Raw genomic sequence first — 18,829 nt, 5'->3', positions numbered from 1 at the left:
AATGGCAGTCTTAATAAAAACTATTTTTGGGAAAACGAGTCGGGAATATCCCGCATGGCTGCGCCAGTATATAACTGACGTGGACGTCCGATTTTATAATCAGGATCAGAAACCATCTCGCTCCATTGCGCCACCCAACCGACCGTTCTTGCCATCGCAAAAATCGCGGTGAACATACTGGTTGGAATACCCAATGCACGTTGCACGATGCCGGAATAAAAATCGACATTAGGATAGAGCTTACGCGAAATGAAATAATCGTCTTCCAGTGCAATTTTTTCGAGTTGTAGCGCAAGTTTGAACAACCGATCATTCTGCAATCCCAATTCGTTCAAAACTTCATGACAAGTTTCACGCATCAGCTTTGCCCGCGGATCCATATTTTTATAGACGCGATGGCCAAAACCCATCAACCGAAAGTTATCCTCTTTGCTTTTTGCGCGTTGAATAAACTCATCAATGCGAGAAACATCGCCGATTTCTTCCAACATGCGCAAGCAAGCTTCGTTTGCCCCGCCATGTGCCGGGCCCCACAAGCAAGAAATACCGGCAGATACACAGGCAAATGGATTAGCACCACTGGATCCCGCCAAGCGCACAGTGGAGGTAGAAGCATTCTGTTCGTGATCTGCATGCAAAATCAATATCCGATCTAGCGCACGCACAATCACCGGGTTGGCTTCGTATTTCTCTGTCGGCACAGAAAACATCATATGCAAGAAATTCTCAGCGTAACCCAAGTTATTATATGGATAAACAAATGGTTGTCCGATATTGTATTTATACGCCATAGCAGTAATCGTTGGCAACTTTGCAATCAGTCGCAATGCGGATTGTTCACGATGCACCGGATCAGAAATATTCAAAGCATCATGATAAAAAGCTGATAAAGCGCCGACCACTCCGACCATCACCGCCATCGGGTGAGCGTCGCGACGAAAACCACTATAAAATTTCACCAGCTGCTCATGCAACATGGAATGGCTTTTTATTGCAAGATCAAATTCTTTTTTTTGCTCAGGTGTTGGTAATTCACCCTGCAACAACAAGTAACATACATCGATAAAATCACAATGCAGCGCCAATTGCTCAATCGGATAGCCGCGATACAACAAAATACCTTCATCACCGTCGATAAAAGTAATCGCGGAATTATTACTAGCGGTTGACAAAAAACCGGGATCATAAGTGAACAAACCACTCTGTCCGTGCAGCTTGCGAATATCGATCACATCCGGACCCATGGTTCCGGATAAAACCGGCAGCTCGATAAGGTCGCTACCATTATTCAAATTCAGAGTCGCTGTGCCTTCTTGTGCCATAATACATCTCCACAAATTGCAATATTAACAGTATGCATGGTTAATAGATTGATAGTGTTAAGGAATAACACTCAAAACCTAGCTCTTTTGCAGTAATTCCAATACCGACCGCCACTGCGTGTCGCAATTGACTTGCTTTCCGCTGATCAGATCCCATAAATCATTATCCGACAATGCCAATAATCGTTCAAATTGCAGCAACCCCGTCTCATCAAGTTGACGGTAATTATGATCCATGAATCGCTGCAACACGATATCTAATTCAAGCATACCACGCCGACAGCGCCAGAGTGCGCGCTCGAATTCTTTCACACCATTCTCTTGACCATCATGTCCTTGATTTTGCCGATTGCCTGGGTAGGATTCAAGCCTTTAGGGCACGCATCTACACAATTCATGATGGAATGGCAGCGAAACAGCCGATAAGGATCTTCCAGATTATCCAATCGCTCAGCGGTTGCCTGATCGCGGCTATCGGCTAGAAAACGATAGGCCTGTAGTAGTCCAGCTGGTCCGACAAACTTATCTGGATTCCACCAAAAGGAAGGACAGGATGTTGTACAACAAGCACATAAAATGCACTCATAGACGCCATCCAGAGCAGCTCTTTCTTCCGGCGACTGCAACCGTTCCGTTTCAGGTGGCGGGTCATTATTGATTAAATAAGGCTTAATCGAATGGTATTGCTGAAAAAATTGCGTCATATCCACGATCAAGTCGCGAATAACCGGCAATCCAGGCAATGGACGTATTTCCACCGGATCTTTCAGGCCTTTAATCGGTGTAATGCACGCCAATCCGTTGCGCCCGTTGATATTCATCGCGTCCGATCCACACACACCTTCGCGGCAGGAGCGGCGTAAACTCAAACTGTCATCAATCGACTTGATACGCAATAATGCATCCAATAGCATTTTATCGGTCGCTGCCAACTGAACATCATAATCCTGCATGTATGGTTTTTCATCTTTATCGGGATCATAGCGGTAAATCGAAAACTTCATTGGCCTGCTCCAGTGGGTTTGAATACTGCTTATAGTCGATAGGAATCTCTCAAAATATTATGAAGTATACAGATTTGAAGGCAGATTATCATATTTTGGTTTAGCTTTTTGGATTGCTGCGCACATTAAGCACAATATACCGAGTAGCAATGCACAAAGCTACAGCTAATGAACATATTCGATGCGTCATCAGTGCACCCTGCATGGTTCAAAACATAGTAAAAATACAAAAAGCATAGATTCAGGTAAAATAAATCGTTAGGTTCGTGTGGCCGAGCCGACGTCAAACGATTAAAAAATCGGATATCACCATCAAGCCATAATGAATATTTTATAAAGGAAGATTTTAGATGAATTTTAAAAAATATAGCATCGTTTGTATGATTGGCCTTTGTTTCGCTCTGTTCGGTTGCGGTGGAGTACCCGAAGCAAGTTCGGTCAATTGCGCGGGAAAAGGATTGGAATCCTCACTTTCTGATTTGAAGGACGACGAAGCTGCACGACAAGCATTTCTTGATCAATGTGATGCCTTGAAAAAATAAAATTGCGGCATATGGCCGTTAAGAAACATTTTCGAAGCAGCTGATGCAAGGCAAAAACAGGTGAAAAAGCGCAATTTATGCATAATAAATGAGCATTTTAAGCCTGTTTTTAACACCGCAGTGGCGGTACAGATAGTTTTTAAGCGGCCTCCCCTCAGAAATAGTATCTAGATTCTGGGGATGATGTCTGTTTCAACAACTTATGCGAATCAAATTTCATTGTCTCGTTTACAGAATGAAATGAAATCAACCCACCCCACCCTTTCAACTACATTACTCTTAAGTAATCGCTGACAGTTTTCGAACAAAAGAAGCTGCGACAATTAGTCGCATGTTCAAACAATCAAATTTTGTAGATAATCATAAAAGAATTGACGGATAGTTTTTCATACCCTATTCGCAGAAAACAATAACACTGATCAAGCAATCTGGTTTTACACAATTTCACACTGAAATTTTGATACTTAGGGATCCCGATATCGCAAACATTAAGAGGCATCATCATGAAATCACCTAAAATTCTAATTACTTACTTACTATTCTTGTCGTGCAGCATTGCCTTCCCCGCTCGCGCTGAGCAAGTTAATTTGAAGCATTTTACTTCTGGCAGCTATCAACAATTACTGAATGAATATGCCGACAAGCCATTCGTATTGATGATTTGGTCTATCAACTGCACTTCGTGCAAAAAAAAGATGCCATTACTTAGTGAGCTTCGCAAAAATATGCCGGATATTAACCTGATCATGCTAGCAACTGATGATGCTTCAGCTTCTAATCAAGCGCTGTCTATACTGACTGGAAATGAACTGAATAATGCAGATAACTGGATCTTTGCTGACGCCAACTCCCAAAAACTTCGTTATGAAATTGATCCTAAATGGTATGGTGAAGTCCCTCGCACCTATTTTCTCGACAAAGATCACCAGCGTGTCGGCATCAGTGGTTCTGTATCACGCGAAACGCTCGAAGCCATGCTCAAGACAATTATCAATTAGACCTGCTTCTGTTCGGAGTTTCTTTCTATTAAGGTAGTGTAAATTGAAACAGGAATCCCCCTCACTCTCTTTAATTTGATGCACTTCCCTTACTATACTTGTCCCAAGCAAATAGGAGAGGTTAACTCAGAATCGCGCCTACACAAAATATACTCACATGAATCATTTTGCTTTGATCTGCAGCACTCTATTATTACTAGCTTTATCGCATAATCTGGTTGCTGAAACCGAAAAATTACTGCCTGAACAAAAAATCTATACCGCAGCGACATTTGGGCCAGATGGGCGGCTTTGGCGCATTCTTTCTGCCCAGAAATCCATTTCTGTTGATTATTCAATCGATTTTGGCCAGTCTTTCAGTCAACCGGTTCGCGTCAACTCGGCAGGTATGCCGATACATGCATGGGATGAAAATCCGCCCACCTTAGCCGTTGATCAAACAGGAAGAGTGTATGTGCTCTACTTTGCCGATGATAAACAATCCAGCACCAGTTTTTTCAGCCATTCCGACAACGGCACCCAGTTCAGCACACCGGTCAAAATTAGTTCTGAAGCCAATACCTGGTATCACTATCAGGCGGAGATGCTAATAGACACGAACAATCGCGTGCATTTTACTTGGCACGATGTGCGTGATCGGGCCGAATACAAAAAACAGGGCGATGGAGATCTATCGATCTACCATGTATCTGCAAAAACCGGCAGAATAATTAACCTTCCTACGGATCAACGCATTGCGAAAAACATCTGCTCCTGCTGCCGTACAGCCATGGCTGAGGATGTCGATGGCAGTCTGGTCATGCTGGCCCGTTATGTCTATCCCGGAAATATCCGCGATCATGGTTTACTTAAGCTATCACCCGACGGAAAAACAAGCGAACCGTGGCGAGTAACATTCGATGACTGGGAAATTGAAGGCTGTCCTGCGCACGGACCTGCCTTGTCGATCGGCGCTGATGGACGGTATCACATGGTTTGGTTTACTCAGGGAGAAAAACGTAGCGGAATTTTTTATGCATGGTCCGATGATCAAGGAAAAACCTTCTCCAATCCAATGCAAGTGGGCGATCAAGATAAACTACCCGGTCGAGCCGATGTGCTGGCTTTGGGCAAACAGGTAGCGCTTGCATGGAAGGTGTTTGACGGCACTCAGACCCGCGTGGAAGCTATGTATTCTACAGATGGTGGATTGCACTGGTCAAAACCGCAAGTAGTTGCCGAAACAGCAACTCAGTCCGCTCATCCTGCACTGATCACTGACGGCAAGCAAATTTTTCTATCCTGGAACAGTATGGATACCGGCTTTCGTTTAATTCCGATCAGGCAATCCGATGACGACAGCAATCAATAGACTCAGACATACTATGGTTGGTCAATTTTAGTTAGCACCGATGTTTCAAAATGCGCATTATCGACATCTTCGCAATGAAAAATTAATTGATAATTAGCTGCTTTATCACCACCCACGATTTGACTGACGTACACATGATAAACACCTACACCTCCTGCCAGTCGAATGACAGGGCTTGATTCTCCATCGGGATTAGTGGCACTGGAAGCCACCTTGTCTTTGGCAACCAGCAAATTGAATTGTCTATTATCAACCACCCTGAGATCATCGATCTGCGCATACAGATGATGATTATCTGCTTCACTACAAGTAACCAGGAAATGATCGACAGCATCAACTGCGGTAAGGCTATTAATCAATTGATGGGACGAAACAACACCTGCCTGGCAAATGGCCATGACGATGCCGATGAGAACGACAGCTTTTTTTAACGACTGTTTCTTCATAATAACAACTCCACTTTTATTGTATGTTGCGGTTAAGCTGCATTGCTTAGCTCTTTGCTGCTGTTAAAAGCAATAACTGTCAATTCTGAGTGACATCTTTCAAATTCTTTTCAGAATCTAGGTAACACGATTATTCTTAGAATAAAAATGGAAACAGAGTTAATCTGAGAAAACGTATTATCTTAATTTAAATCGCTGAGCTACAAACTTTTTGAATAAACCTATCGATTATGCACAATACGCAAGATTCATGGAATGTGGCAAATTGCCGCATCCGTCAAAATTTAATTGATTATTGAACGCACATAATCAATCTGAAATGATCCTGCCATATAATTCTTGGTTGATGCAATTGGATTGAGCGATCAAATATATTGGTTATGTGACTTTTAAATCGTGCTATATGTCGTCATGAAATAAAATCAATACAATAGATTTTCTCGCAACCAGAACTTCACTATTTAGCTCAAAGCAGCAATAATGTTCATAACGTAACAACGCATTGAACCGGGGGAGAACTAACTTGGAATTCAAGGATTATTATAAAACGCTTGACATCTCGCGCGATGCAACCGCTGATGAAATCAAAAAAGCATTCCGTCGTTTGGCGCGCAAATATCATCCCGATGTTTCCAAAGAGACAGATGCCGAGCAAAAAATGAAAGAAATAAATGAGGCTAATGCCGTGTTATCTGATCCGGAGAAACGTGCTGCTTACGATCAATTGGAACGGCAAGGATTCCAGGCTGGCAACGACTTTCAACCGCCCCCCGGTTGGGACGCGGGTTTTGAATTCACAGGACAAGGGTTTAGTGATGCGCAGACAGCCGATTTCAGTGATTTCTTTTCACAACTATTTAAAAATCAAATGGGCGCGGGTACCCGGCATGCCCGTCAAATGCGCGGTGAAGATCATCACGCCAAAATTATGCTCGACCTGGAAGACAGCTATCACGGCACAACGCGCAGTCTGACACTGCGCATGCCCAAACTGAACAACCAGGGGCACACCATACTCGTGGAGCATACTCTGAATGTGCGTATTCCCAAAGGAGTGCATGCCGGACAAGTGATCCGTCTCGCCGGACAAGGCGGCCCCGGCCATGCTGGAGAATCCCCAGGGGATTTATTTTTGGAAGTCCATTTTAAACCACACCAACGTTACCGGATCGAGAACAAGGATATTTATGCCGCATTGCCCGTCACTCCATGGGAAGCTGCGTTGGGTGCTACAGTTAAGATACCAGTCCCCGATGGTCTGGTCGATGTACGAGTACCGGAAAACTCTCAAACAGGCCGCAAACTGCGTTTGAAAGGTCGCGGTATTCCCGCGACAACGCCTGGTGACTTATATTTAGTGTTGGAAGTAGTGCTGCCATCCGCTACGACAGAAAAAGCGCGTGAATTTTACCAAACCATGGCGCAGGAACTCGCGTTCAACCCGCGCCAGAATCTTGGAGTCTAAACTATGTCACAAGAAATCGATGCCATTTTACTCGAAGATGCTAGGCTCAGTTTGGATGAACTGGCACGAAGCTGTCGGGTTAGCCGGGAATGGGTCATTGAACACGTTCAATGGGGCTTATTGCAAAATGAAAACCTCATTGGAGCGGATCCGAATGTGTGGATATTTGATAGTCGCAGCTTCGTACGCATTAAAAGGATTGTTGCCATTGAACGCGATTTTGAATGCAATCCCGAATTGGCCGGCTTGGTTGCCGATCTGATCGAAGAAGTTGAACTGCTGCGCACCCGCCTGAAAGCATCTGGACCTAACGAAAGCTAGCAATTAATTTTATATTACCGAATTAGCGAGGAGAGCCACTCATGTCGTTACACATCGTGTGTCCACACTGCCATGCGACCAATCGCGTACCATCAGACCGTCTGACTGCAGCGCCAAAATGCGGTGTCTGTCATCAGGCATTGTTCACCGCACTCCCAGTTGAATTGACAGAAGATCACTTTGACCGGCATATTTCCAACAATGATATCCTGGTGCTGGTCGATTTCTGGGCGCCGTGGTGCGGCCCATGCCGCATGATGGCCCCGGCTTTTGCGAACGCGGCTGCTATGCTGGAACCAGGAATACGTCTAGCCAAAGTAAATACTGAAGAAGAACAAACTCTGGCTACTCGTTACCAGATTCGCAGCATTCCAACTCTGGCACTGTTCAAAGACGGTCGAGAAATTGCCCGACAATCCGGCGCAATGGGCGAACAGGATATAATACGCTGGGCAAAATCCACAATCCAATGACGCAAACATTAAAAAACTACAGGAGCAACCATTCATGCCCACGCTGCCCCGCTTTATCTGGATCTCATTCATTATCGTATTGCTGGTACTGTTTTCTCACAGCTTTCTGTACCACTATTTTCCAGATGCGCTTCAGCCGGGTTATTTTTCCGCTGACAACAAACATCAAAGCGCTGAGCCACGGGTAGTCCAAGCACGCGGCAATCTGGCTGAAGACGAGAAAAGCACGATCGAGTTATTTGAAAACTCACGCGCATCAGTGGTATTTATCACTACCCGCCAACGTGTAATGGATGCCTGGACGCGCAATATCTTCTCGGTCCCTAGCGGAACTGGCTCAGGTTTTATTTGGGATGATCACGGCCACATTATTACTAATCTCCATGTAATCAAGGGTGCCAGCGAAGCTACCGTGCGTCTGGCCGATGGGCGCGATTACAAAGCCTCACTGGTAGGCGCAAGTCCGGCGCATGATATCGCAGTCTTGCGAATAGGTATCGGTTTCCAAAGACCGACCCCGGTTCCCTTGGGTACCAGCCACGACCTCAAAGTTGGACAAAAAGTATTCGCAATCGGTAATCCTTTCGGCCTGGATTGGACCTTAACTACGGGTATTGTTTCGGCGTTGGACCGATCACTCCCTGGCGGTGACGGCCGCACTATCGACAATCTGATTCAGACTGACGCTGCCATCAATCCGGGCAATTCCGGCGGACCTCTGCTGGACTCGGCAGGTCGCCTGATTGGCATTAATACCGCCATCTATAGCCCCAGTGGCGCCAGTGCTGGGATTGGCTTTGCTGTACCGGTCGACACCGTCAACCGCGTAGTTCCACAAATCATCAGTCGCGGCAAATATATCCGCCCGGCGATGGGCATTACGGTCGACAGCAAACTCAATGACCGCCTGACCCAGCATCTGAAACTAACCGGTGTTGTCATCTTGAACATCAGCCCCGGATCCGCAGCAGATACTGCCGGGCTTCAGGGCGCAACGATCACGCCGGAAGGCAATATCATCGCGAACGACATTATTGTAGCCGTCGAGGATAAACCCATTGATTCAGTCGACAAATTACTCGCCCGTATTGATCACTATAAGGTCGGAGATACTATCAAGATCACGGTATTGCGAAAAAATGAAACCATCGAAGTAGCCGTCACTTTGCAGCCAGGGGAATGATAAAAAATCAATGTCCATAACTTTGTGCCCGGAACGACCCTGAAGAGCGCGACGAAAATCATAAAGCTTAGCAACGTGCAACCAGCTCAATCAAACTGGATCGTATAAAACAGATCAATTGCGCTGTCCTCACCTGCTTGGGTGACAACAGTCACTTTAGGCATAAGATTGTAGGTTAATTTTGTGATACCCATTGTAGTTGCAGTCAATCCTCGTTCATAACTCAGATACGCACGCGATGAAATGCGTTTCCCAACCACACCAATTTGTCCACTCAATGAACTGCCGACACCGGCCTGTCTGAACGAGATTTCATCAACACCCAAAGCAGTACTGATTTTTTCCGTAATGCCTCCCCCAGATTGACCGCCTAATACCGATTCGGCAGCTGCCAGTAAGACCGATGTATCCAAACCACCTGCATCCGGTTTTCTTCCCAGCACGATCCATGAAAGCTTCTCAGTATCAGGAACATCTGGAGTCGATATCAATTTTACGCGCGGATGACGCACTGAGCCCATAATTTCAACTCCGGCTTCAACTGCCAAATCTTCCCGAACCGCTAGAATATTCAAACCCGGATCATCCAATGGACCTTGAAAACTAACAATACCACGTTTTACCGAGAGATTCTGACCGTAAGCTTTGAACGAGGTATCTTGCGCCACAATGGCGCCATTGAGCCTTAACTTATTGTTTTTATCACTCTGCATTTTCAATTGGCCTGTCAGGCGTCCTTCCAGACCGGCTACTCGGATATGAAATTTCTCACCTAAATTGAGGTTCATGTCTAACAGTACCGACAGGTTTTGCTTAGCCTGTTCCGGGGCGTTCACAAAAACTATGTCTTCTGATAATTCCGGGCGGTTTTCCCGCGGTTGCAGCAACAATCCAGCATCGGCCCATAAATCTCCTTTCACACGCAAGCGGTTGTGCTGAAACCTAGTTTCTCCAGAACCAGATGCGACTACCCAGTACTCTGTTTTATGCCCCAACGGTAATTGATTGATTGTAAAATTGATCTGACTTTCATTACCAACGAGCCCAATATTACCGGCAATTGTTAACGATCCCAGCATGCTATCCACGTCGAAATCATCAAATAAGCGCTTGTCTGGAGGAGCTTCATGAGGTGCAATAAAATGGAGTCGATCAATCTTTAAATCCGTCTGCTGAAATCTTGCCGCCAGCGTACCTTGCTGCAAATTGATTCCCTGATCCAGTAATGCCACGCTCAATTCTTTAGCGGATACTGTTCCACTGAAATCTGGCTGCTTCAGCGTACCTTGAATATCGGCATGAACCTCAATCTGCCCGTCTGTATTGATGCTATCGCCAAGCATGACATCAAGCCACTTTAAGGTACTGACATCCACGTCCACCTTGCCGTGCAGTGTTGAATCACGGGAAATAGACCAATTGGAATCGGATGGTTGAAGCGGTATTGTTAAATCAGCTGTGGCGGAGCCGATAGACTGGCTGAAGAATTCGAATGCACTAATTAATTTTCCCTGTGCAGCAGTCGCCTCCAACTGCAGTTTTTCTAAACCTAATGGCTGCGGCACTTCGCCGGGAAAATACCAGTCACCTTGCTCCCGAAAGATTTTTAAATTGCCAGTTAATTGTGCAGCAGAAACAAAATTCCAGTGACCACCCAATTGCAAGTGAGGTTGATTGATAGCTTGCTGCGAACCAGGAAGTAAAGTAACACCGGAAAAGTCACCCTGAGTCTTCCAGTTCTTCGGTGTCCAGTGCAACTGATCAATGTTGATAAATCCACCCGATATGGAGAATCTAGCCTGATCTAAAGAAATCAATTGGGCACTGCCTGAGAATGTCGCAGGTGATAGCAAGTGTATCGGCATTTCACCGGCAGTCGAAAAATCAGTAAGCTGACCATCCCAGCGCAACGATTGCCGAGGCACTTTAGGATTCACTCCACCTGCTGCTGCTAGCCGGAAGGTAACATCCTCATTGATCTGTGCTTTAACCGATAGGATGTGGTCCGAAATTTTTCCCTGGGTATCGATCGCCAGATGTTTGACGGCAGTTTTTTCATCTACCGCATAATGATCAACCGAAACTTTCAGTGAGATTATATCCTCGTGTAAACGTGCATCGGCCGCAACGCCCGCAATGTTGTGATTTTCCTGCAAACGCAAATGCTTGCTGGCAAGCTTCAAAGCAAGATTAGGCGCTTCCAGGCTACCGCTAAAATTCACGCTTGTTTGTAAATCCCCCGCCAATCCGACTCCCAGTTGCGCCAAATCTGGCGCGGTGAGATTTAGATGAAATATATCTCCCGTCTTGCCAATACCACCCTGCACCAGTAAATGATTGGATCCTGCTTTTAGCTCTGCTTTACCGTCAAATGCATCAAAACCGTTAAATACGATTTCACCAGAACCGCTTACCGGAGATTTCGCTAAGCGGCTATTTTGGATCGTGTATTTTAATGCACCAGAGATTTGTGATGACAATTGCCCCGATAGTTGAAGAGTTGCATTCAGATCTGAATCTGCCATCTGGATAAAATCCGCAATATTAAAATTTGCCAGCTCACCTGACAGTTCAAACAATTGCTCATGACCCAGTGTAAGCTTCCCTTGTCCGGTTAATCGAGATTTGTTGCGTTGCAGATTAAATTGTTCAAGCGTGACATTCTCGCCAGACCGAGCGATAGCGGCTGCTAAATTTACCGATTTATCCTTGAGATGAATACGCGCAGATTGTTTTTGTGCATTACCAGACAAGCCAATTTTCCCAGAAACCTGCGCCGCTTGCAGGCGGCTATCAATATGGTGTGGATTTACCTGTTCGACGAACACATCGGCTGATACGAATTGTTCCTCCCAACGCCAAATTAAATCGCCGCGAAGAAATCCGTCATCATCGATTTGCGCGTGAATATCCTGCAATCTCAAAGATTCTGAGGTAATTGATGCTTGCGTGCTGAACATGGTCAAAGGAAGGCCACCAGCATTGTATGTATCCGCCGCATGATTCTTGATCCGCACATTGCCCTCCAGTTGCCCGGAATCATTTTGCGTAAAATGCACGGATAGCGAAAGATTGGCATTGGGTGCTGCAGGAATAAAACTGGCAGGATTCAGCTGTTCGATATTTGCATCCAGTTGTGTCACCGGATTATCTGCAAAAGGACGCAAATGCATCTGCAAATCTCTTGTGATCTCCGGTTGTACCCCATTGACTTGAATTTTCATGTGTTCCAGGCTGCCTGCGATGACCATCTGGGTATCACCCCACGGATCAGCGCCCGACAAGCCGATTTGCGCTGACAAGTCAAACGGAGAATCACCGTTAAATTCTGCTAATGCGTTGACAGAAACCCACGGAGTATGGAAATCGAGGTGCTTCAGTTGATGGGTATGACCATCACTTTCCAATGCCAATGTAAGATTGGTTATGATGGGTTCGGCGGTTTCATTTTCTGCCATGGTTAGATACATCGAATGGATCGTCAATGCACCAATCGACAACGCAAATGGAAGATCCAAACTTTCGGGTAATGTACTGGGCGAAGTATCTTTTTCAGAAGTCAATTGACGAATTTTTAATGCCCCCACTGTCAACTGATCAATCGTTATCTGCTTGTGAAATAATTCACTTGGGCTCCAAACGATACGGATATCTTGCACTTCCAGCTCAAATTCATCGGCAGCAAAATGGGCATTCTCAATCCGCATGTCATGTAGTGTTCCTCGAACATCGGCAAAATGGATTGCACCGGAACTCAGCCGCTGAATGATGGAAAAAGTCCATTGCAGCCCGGCTTGGCTATTCACAAGCCAATATCCCGCAAGCAAAACAATAATTAGCATCACAGACATCGAACCTGTAAGCCATCTAAGCCGATGTTGGCGATTATCCGGCATCTGATTGTCAACGGATGGGTTGGTCATGTACGCTCAGAATGCCACAGCCATTGAGAAGTGCACGCGTAGCGAACCGGTTTCATGCCCCCGGGCCAAATCAAGTGCGACTGGCCCCGCCGGACTACGCCAGCGGACACCAGCGCCATAGCCTAAAAAAGAGTGAATCTTTTGCCAACTATCCTCAGCACCACCGATGTCTGCAAAGGCGGCAGCGCCCCACTGCTGCGTTAACCAATGCGTATATTCAGCGGTACCTGTAACCATAACGAGACCGCCCACAACCGCATTGCCTTCTTGCACGCCTATGCCTTTAAAATCATACCCGCGCAGCGATTGAATTCCACCGGCGCGGAATAGATATTCCTGCGGAATGCCAAAGCGTGACGAGGCTAACGTATAGCCAACTTCTGCGCGCAAAAAAAAGACATCCTTAGAACCAACGGGCCACCAAGTCTGATGTCGCGCATAGGTACGAAGAAAATCCTGATCTGACAAAAGTAGCTGACTACCGCCGCCGACACGCAGCTCTGTTACGTCACCACGCCGGATATTAACTGGATCATCAAAAACCTGGCGCCTCCAGCGCCAATCGAGAACGAGTGCTTCATTAATCTGGTTAATTGCACCGTCAGGCTTTTTGTTTTCATGATGCCAATTCAAACCAAAATGCATTTGAATTTTTTGTGTTTGGTAATTGCGCGTAACACCAACTTTTTCTTCAATAGTCTTTAGTCTCTCGATATCCGTCATTTGCAGACTGGCGCCCAACGAATAATTGACATGATTCTGATTAGGCAAGGTATCAATCCCGGCAAAAAAAGTTTGCCGCTTTTGTTCCAGACGCAGCATACTGGCTAAATTCCAGGCGCGATCCATGAGATTGTGATTGCGGTAATTGATCTCACCGCGTGCGCCATTATTCGAGCTGTAACCAACGCCAAAGGCAAAACGCTGCGATTGAGCTTCCGTCAACATAACCTGAACGGGTACGGACTGATGTTGCGCGACATCCGGCGTAACACTGACCGAAACAGAGCTAAATTGCGACCCTTTCTGCAGCGTAATTTGATAAAGATGCAATACATCCCGCCGATAAATATCGCCCGCTTTAAAAGGAGCAAGGTTGGTGATTAATGTGGAATCAAAACGCTCCAATCCAGTGATCTGTATTTCACCCAAGTAAAAAGCAGGTCCGGAATCGATAATGACAGAAAGATCAGCGCGCGCATTATCGGGATCAACAGTAGCCTGACTACTCACAATATGCGCCGCAGCAAATTCTTCTTCTGTTACCTTCGACAACAAAGTCGCTTTTGCTTTCTCCCATTCGGAAGAACGAAAGGGCAAGCCTACTTTCAGCGGCCATGTGGCACGAAGTTGCTTGATACGCTCCTGGTATTTTGTTTCTTCGCGAGCAACCTCGCCTTGAAATGTAATCAAAACCTTGCCAATACGCGTCAATGCGCCAGGATCAATTTTGATTTCAGGTGTAGCAACATTATCCTGAATTTGATGCAACACTGAAATCGATGGAGAAAAATAACCTTCGGTTGCCAACAAATCGCGGATTTCTTTTTGCGCACGGTACAAAAAGATTTCTTCAGCAGCAGCATCAGCAAAAGGTTCTGATGGAAGCTTAAAATATTTAACAAGAAATTCTTTGATGTTATCAGGTGCCGACAAGATAATTACCGTCGAATTCTTTGTAATACTCTGTGCTTCCTGCGCTGTAACGATGCCCGGATTAAGGTTAAGGAGTAACAAGATAAGTACCCAGATTCGGATATAAAAACGATCAACGGAAAACTGAAAACTGGATTTGAAGATTTGATCAAATATTAGAAATTTCCTCAGCGCTATTAATTCTATTTGATTTATCACATGGTATGAACAAAACTGGAAATTTGCCACGACTCTGTTGACCTGACAAGAAATCATGACACTTACTTGCGAGTATTTTAATTACTGACAACCCATCAATTTTGAATTAATTCTAACCCGATTCCACAACATAGTCGGTACAATCTTCGTTGCTAACTAGAGCCAACCTTGGGAGCGATACCAAGTTATGGCATCATGAGCAGCCACATGTATAGAACGTGGCTGCAATCCGAGTTCATGCAGACTGACAGAAGGATCAAAAAACATGCTGCGGCGAGTCAAGCGCACCCCGGTTAGCGTAGCTAACGGCATTTTACCGCTAACATAATCGGCCCATGCTTCACTAATTCCTGCCGCAAGCAGGGCAAGCAAATAAGGAACCCGCCAGCGTGGCAAAGGTTGCCCCGTCTCCCTGCCTAAAATGCGTAACCAATCTGAAAGCAAAAGATTTTCTGCTCCCAGCAAATAACGAATTCCCGGCCTACCTTTTTCCATTGCTGCAATCATACCCGTCGCTACGTCTCTCGCATCAATGAGATTAAACTGGCAATCCAAAAAGGCTGGCAACTCTCCTCTGCAGAATGCTAACGATAATCGAGTGGGTGGCGTTTGCAATCGATCTCCGGGCCCTACCGGCAAAGTGGGGCTAACCACCACAATGGGAGCGCCTTCTGACACCATCTTAAATACTTCTTCCTCTGCTAGAAACTTGCTAAGACAATACGGACCCAGCATATCGCTTGCTTTGAACCGAAGTGTTTCAACAGCGCCTCCCTTAGGACTACGGGATGTCAAAATGCTTTCGGTACTTGTATACAAGATTCGTTTGGCGCCGCTCTCAAGTGCAGCACGCATGACGTGAAGCGTACCGAGGCGATTAATACTATCGAATTCTCGCCGGTCACGGCGCCAGAGATTGGGATCTGCAGCCAAATGATAAACATATTCACAATCATGTGTGGCTTTCCTAACCGCGTACTCATCACGAATATCAGCGCTGATCAACTCAATCTGGTTCAGTGGCAGATGGGCAACGCCGGCTCCCGGTCGTTCCAGAACACGAACTGATTGACCCGCATCCAATAATTGCGCGACTAAATGTGAACCCAGAAAACCAGCACCGCCGGTGACTAAAATCAAGAGCGAATCCCTTCCGGCAAATGGCCTGCCAAATGTTGTAAATGCTGATACTGTGGTTTCAGATCTTCAGTGGTGATCTTCATAATGAGTGCAAGCACGGCGCGATTCAAGGGGCATGGAAATTCTCCCGCAAGCCGAATCAGATGACCAGTATACGCATCGATTTCAGTGCGCGCATGATGAACGTGCATATCCGGAGCCATAGAGCAGTAGGTACCACGCAACGATGGGCGGAAAAACACAGCCATCACTGCCGGCAACCAAGGCGTGCGTAAAATTAAAGACACGGTATTTGGATGAAAAGGGCCAATACGGGCAAGGGATATTTTGGCATTTTGAAGAATCGCATAATTCTCTTGCAGCAATGCAAAAAAAAGCAGTTTTGCCAATTTATCGGTCAGCAATTCTCCATTATCCACACCAGCCGCAGCAGCAAGTGGTGATATAGCGGCATTGTACATAAGCTTTGTTGCCTTATAAGGCCGGATATCCGCCACATATTCAACAGGAAATAACTTGGCTTTTCCCAGAGCCAGCACCAATGATATTATCTCAACATGCTCTTCATCTGTAATGGGGCGCCGCTTCCCAATGTGCAGACTGCCAGGCCGGGTGATTCGTGTCATCGGGCGATCACGCTGACATTCCGACACGAAAGAGGCAATACCTTCACACGCATGATTGCGCCGATCAAGTTCCGGGTCAAAACCATTTTGCACCGGAACCAAGAAAGCATCTGCCGATAAGCGGGCCAATATTTCTGGATTATCATAGGTTTTGGTACAAAGCAGAATGAATCCCTCCTCCGGTGGTATCCAGTCATCAAATGAAACGAACGGAACGACTTGTGTCCCTAATGCAACCACCGTCACACCATGCTTTTTACCCTCAGCCACCTTACTGCGGTCACTGTCCACCAGAATCACGACATAACCTTGCTGCGCCAGCGCCCAGCCAAGTGCTGCGCCAATACCCCCTATTCCCAGAATATGAATGGGTTTGTTGATTAAATTTTGCATCGGTCTTTATGTATCCATAAGATTGATAAATATAGCAAAAACATGCAGAATCGAGATGCTAATCTTTAAAGAGATTAGCATACCGTTGCCAAGAAACTCTGACAAATGTCAGATAAATCCTAATGCAGATCACATTAAGATAAATGGTAATCTAAAAACCCAAATCCCGCGATTTATATTTCGAACCCCTTCCAAGAAAAGATTACGATTTCCTGGGGTCGCACAGTGAGGTCACAATCTCCACCGGGTTTTGATACACTTCTCGCCGCTTGTCATATAAAGGAATGGTTGTACCGTTGATGCGATTCTGCGCCAGTGTATCAAGATCGACATCGGCGATAACCACCTGCTCCAAGTTCACTTCTCCTTCTGCCGCAATGCCGTCACGCGAGAACGGAAAATCAGATGGAGTCATGATGCTGGACTGACCATAATTCAGGCCCAGCCCTTCTACCGGCAGGTTGCCTACAGTGCTGGCCACTGCCACATAAACTTGATTCTCGATCGCACGCGCATGAGCGCAGTAGCGCACACGCAGGTAGCCTTGTCGATCATCAGTGGATGAAGGTACGAACAGGATATCTGCACCCGCTTCGCATACCTGACGAGCCAACTCTGGAAACTCAATGTCGTAGCAGATGAGGATGGCGATGGCGCCGTAGTCAGTTTGAAACAGATGCAATTTATTGCCAGCGGCAGTATCCCACTTGTCTTTTTCCCAGCGAGTACGGTGGATTTTGTCCTGGGTAAACATCTCGCCGTTAGGTGTGAACATAAACGCCGTGTTATAAAGCAAGCCATCCCGCAGATTGGGATGGGTGCCAGCAATCAAATAAAAATTATATTTTTTCGCTAACTCAGTCATTAGATCCAGGTAACGCGGCGTATAGTCATGCATGCGGCGCACGGCAGATTTGATATCATTATCGGTATCGAGAAAGGACAACAATTGGCTGGTAAAAATTTCCGGCAGCATGACGAAATTGGGTTTATATTCGGCAGCAGCTTTGAGAGTGAAACGAACCTGGTTTTCAAAACCACCCCAGCCATCGATAGACCTTAACAAATATTGCACTGCAGCGATACGTACTTTCATAAGCTATTTCCTTCAGAAATCAATGTAGGTTTTTTTCTGTTGTAGCGAGGATTGAGCCAGACAATTAACGCGGCATAACCGAGACTCTCTTGGTCCTCTGGAATATACCCGCTGACTATACCGCAGTAATTAAAACCTTCATGTAATTGAAAGCTGAGCACAGGATCATGAATATCGCCCCATATAACTTTCTGCACATAAAGCTCGACCGGCGTCTGATCAACATAATGATGATAGCCTGGCAAGCGACCGCAGGCAATGATACGTTTGAGGTTAAACTTCCGACACAGCCTCCGCCGTCCTTGATAAAGAGCGTGACCGATCCCAGAACCTTGCAGTCGTGGATTGACAAAAACCTCCGCAGCATAGAGCGTCAAACCATGCGGATTATGGGTATCGAAACTGCCGCGCGCAGTGATCTCTTGCCACGTATGTTGCACTTCCCACTCATTCCACGACACTACTAGCGAGCTAGCTGCGCCAACCAACTGACCATTTATCTCTGCCACCAGCTGCCCATGTGGAAACACCTCGAGTTGGTGTCTCAACAAATCTTCACGCCAGGAAGGGATGGTTGGATAGACTCTTTTCTGCAGATCTATAAGTGGCTTGATATCGCAAACACCGGTGTTCCGAATGATGACCTTAGAATTCATTTACGAATAAAACTCTTGATAATTACTCTAGCACAA

General features: G+C 46.0%; 17 protein-coding genes. 7 read left to right on the top strand and 10 right to left on the bottom strand.

Annotated elements, in window-relative coordinates:
- Positions 1-20 precede the first annotated feature (20 nt).
- From gltA to QZV86_RS00120, 3 genes are all read right to left on the bottom strand, one after another.
- The gene (gltA, locus tag QZV86_RS00130; RefSeq protein WP_295623256.1) at positions 21-1,322 is read right to left on the bottom strand and encodes a citrate synthase; all 1,302 of its coding nucleotides are present in this window, start codon (positions 1,320-1,322) and stop codon (positions 21-23) included.
- Positions 1,323-1,400: 78 nt separating this feature from the next.
- The gene (locus QZV86_RS00125) at positions 1,401-1,634 is read right to left on the bottom strand and encodes a succinate dehydrogenase assembly factor 2 (RefSeq protein WP_295623255.1); all 234 of its coding nucleotides are present in this window, start codon (positions 1,632-1,634) and stop codon (positions 1,401-1,403) included.
- Positions 1,631-2,326, bottom strand: a complete 696-nt coding sequence (locus QZV86_RS00120) for a succinate dehydrogenase iron-sulfur subunit (protein ID WP_292920430.1) — start codon at positions 2,324-2,326, stop codon at positions 1,631-1,633. The genes QZV86_RS00125 and QZV86_RS00120 overlap by 4 nt, the downstream gene beginning before the upstream one ends.
- Positions 2,327-2,676: 350 nt before the next feature.
- Between QZV86_RS00120 and QZV86_RS00115 the strand changes: the two genes are divergently transcribed.
- The 3 genes from QZV86_RS00115 (at position 2,677) to QZV86_RS00105 (ending at position 5,217) form a co-directional block, all read left to right on the top strand.
- Positions 2,677-2,868, top strand: a complete 192-nt coding sequence (locus tag QZV86_RS00115; protein WP_293005814.1) for an entry exclusion lipoprotein TrbK — start codon at positions 2,677-2,679, stop codon at positions 2,866-2,868.
- Positions 2,869-3,371: 503 nt separating this feature from the next.
- A complete protein-coding gene (locus QZV86_RS00110) occupies positions 3,372-3,866 on the top strand; it encodes a redoxin domain-containing protein (protein WP_295623253.1) in 495 nt (164 codons plus the stop codon).
- Between the two features lie 157 nt (positions 3,867-4,023).
- Positions 4,024-5,217 carry a sialidase family protein gene (locus tag QZV86_RS00105; RefSeq protein WP_295623251.1) on the top strand — a complete coding sequence of 398 codons (1,194 nt, stop codon included), beginning with the start codon at positions 4,024-4,026 and terminating at the stop codon, positions 5,215-5,217.
- A gap of 11 nt (positions 5,218-5,228) precedes the next feature.
- On the opposite strand, the gene QZV86_RS00100 is transcribed toward QZV86_RS00105, so the two are convergent.
- Positions 5,229-5,663 carry a hypothetical protein gene (locus tag QZV86_RS00100; RefSeq protein WP_295623249.1) on the bottom strand — a complete coding sequence of 145 codons (435 nt, stop codon included), beginning with the start codon at positions 5,661-5,663 and terminating at the stop codon, positions 5,229-5,231.
- 523 nt (positions 5,664-6,186) lie between these two features.
- Here QZV86_RS00100 and QZV86_RS00095 point away from each other — a divergent pair.
- Genes QZV86_RS00095 through QZV86_RS00080 form a run of 4 tightly spaced genes read left to right on the top strand, consistent with a single transcriptional unit; the run spans position 6,187 to position 9,105 of the window.
- Positions 6,187-7,128 (top strand): DnaJ C-terminal domain-containing protein, encoded by a 942-nt coding sequence (locus QZV86_RS00095; protein ID WP_295623247.1) that lies wholly within the window; start codon positions 6,187-6,189, stop codon positions 7,126-7,128.
- A gap of 3 nt (positions 7,129-7,131) precedes the next feature.
- Positions 7,132-7,449, top strand: a complete 318-nt coding sequence (locus QZV86_RS00090) for a chaperone modulator CbpM (RefSeq protein ID WP_295623245.1) — start codon at positions 7,132-7,134, stop codon at positions 7,447-7,449.
- Positions 7,450-7,490: 41 nt separating this feature from the next.
- Positions 7,491-7,922, top strand: a complete 432-nt coding sequence (gene trxC, locus QZV86_RS00085; RefSeq protein ID WP_292919633.1) for a thioredoxin TrxC — start codon at positions 7,491-7,493, stop codon at positions 7,920-7,922.
- A gap of 34 nt (positions 7,923-7,956) precedes the next feature.
- On the top strand, positions 7,957-9,105 hold the full coding sequence (locus QZV86_RS00080) for a trypsin-like peptidase domain-containing protein (protein ID WP_295623242.1): 1,149 nt from the start codon (positions 7,957-7,959) through the stop codon (positions 9,103-9,105).
- An 86-nt stretch (positions 9,106-9,191) separates the two neighbouring features.
- On the opposite strand, the gene QZV86_RS00075 is transcribed toward QZV86_RS00080, so the two are convergent.
- The 6 genes from QZV86_RS00075 to QZV86_RS00050 form a co-directional block, all read right to left on the bottom strand.
- Positions 9,192-13,028, bottom strand: coding sequence for a translocation/assembly module TamB domain-containing protein (locus tag QZV86_RS00075; RefSeq protein ID WP_295623223.1), 3,837 nt, complete (start codon positions 13,026-13,028; stop codon positions 9,192-9,194).
- 6 nt (positions 13,029-13,034) lie between these two features.
- Positions 13,035-14,765 carry a BamA/TamA family outer membrane protein gene (locus QZV86_RS00070; RefSeq protein ID WP_295623221.1) on the bottom strand — a complete coding sequence of 577 codons (1,731 nt, stop codon included), beginning with the start codon at positions 14,763-14,765 and terminating at the stop codon, positions 13,035-13,037.
- Between the two features lie 273 nt (positions 14,766-15,038).
- Positions 15,039-16,022 (bottom strand): NAD-dependent epimerase/dehydratase family protein, encoded by a 984-nt coding sequence (locus QZV86_RS00065; protein ID WP_295623219.1) that lies wholly within the window; start codon positions 16,020-16,022, stop codon positions 15,039-15,041.
- Positions 16,019-17,041, bottom strand: coding sequence for a ketopantoate reductase C-terminal domain-containing protein (locus QZV86_RS00060; protein WP_295623218.1), 1,023 nt, complete (start codon positions 17,039-17,041; stop codon positions 16,019-16,021). Before QZV86_RS00060 ends, QZV86_RS00065 begins: the two co-directional genes overlap by 4 nt.
- A gap of 202 nt (positions 17,042-17,243) precedes the next feature.
- Complete coding sequence (locus tag QZV86_RS00055) at positions 17,244-18,137, bottom strand: carbon-nitrogen hydrolase family protein (RefSeq protein WP_295623216.1); 894 nt, start codon at positions 18,135-18,137, stop codon at positions 17,244-17,246.
- Complete coding sequence (locus QZV86_RS00050; protein ID WP_295623214.1) at positions 18,134-18,793, bottom strand: GNAT family N-acetyltransferase; 660 nt, start codon at positions 18,791-18,793, stop codon at positions 18,134-18,136. Before QZV86_RS00050 ends, QZV86_RS00055 begins: the two co-directional genes overlap by 4 nt.
- Positions 18,794-18,829: the final 36 nt, after the last annotated feature.

Origin of the sequence: uncultured Nitrosomonas sp. (assembly GCF_902826915.1) — a bacterium.
Classification (GTDB): domain Bacteria; phylum Pseudomonadota; class Gammaproteobacteria; order Burkholderiales; family Nitrosomonadaceae; genus Nitrosomonas.
This window is presented reverse-complemented; position numbering and strand designations above follow the sequence as displayed.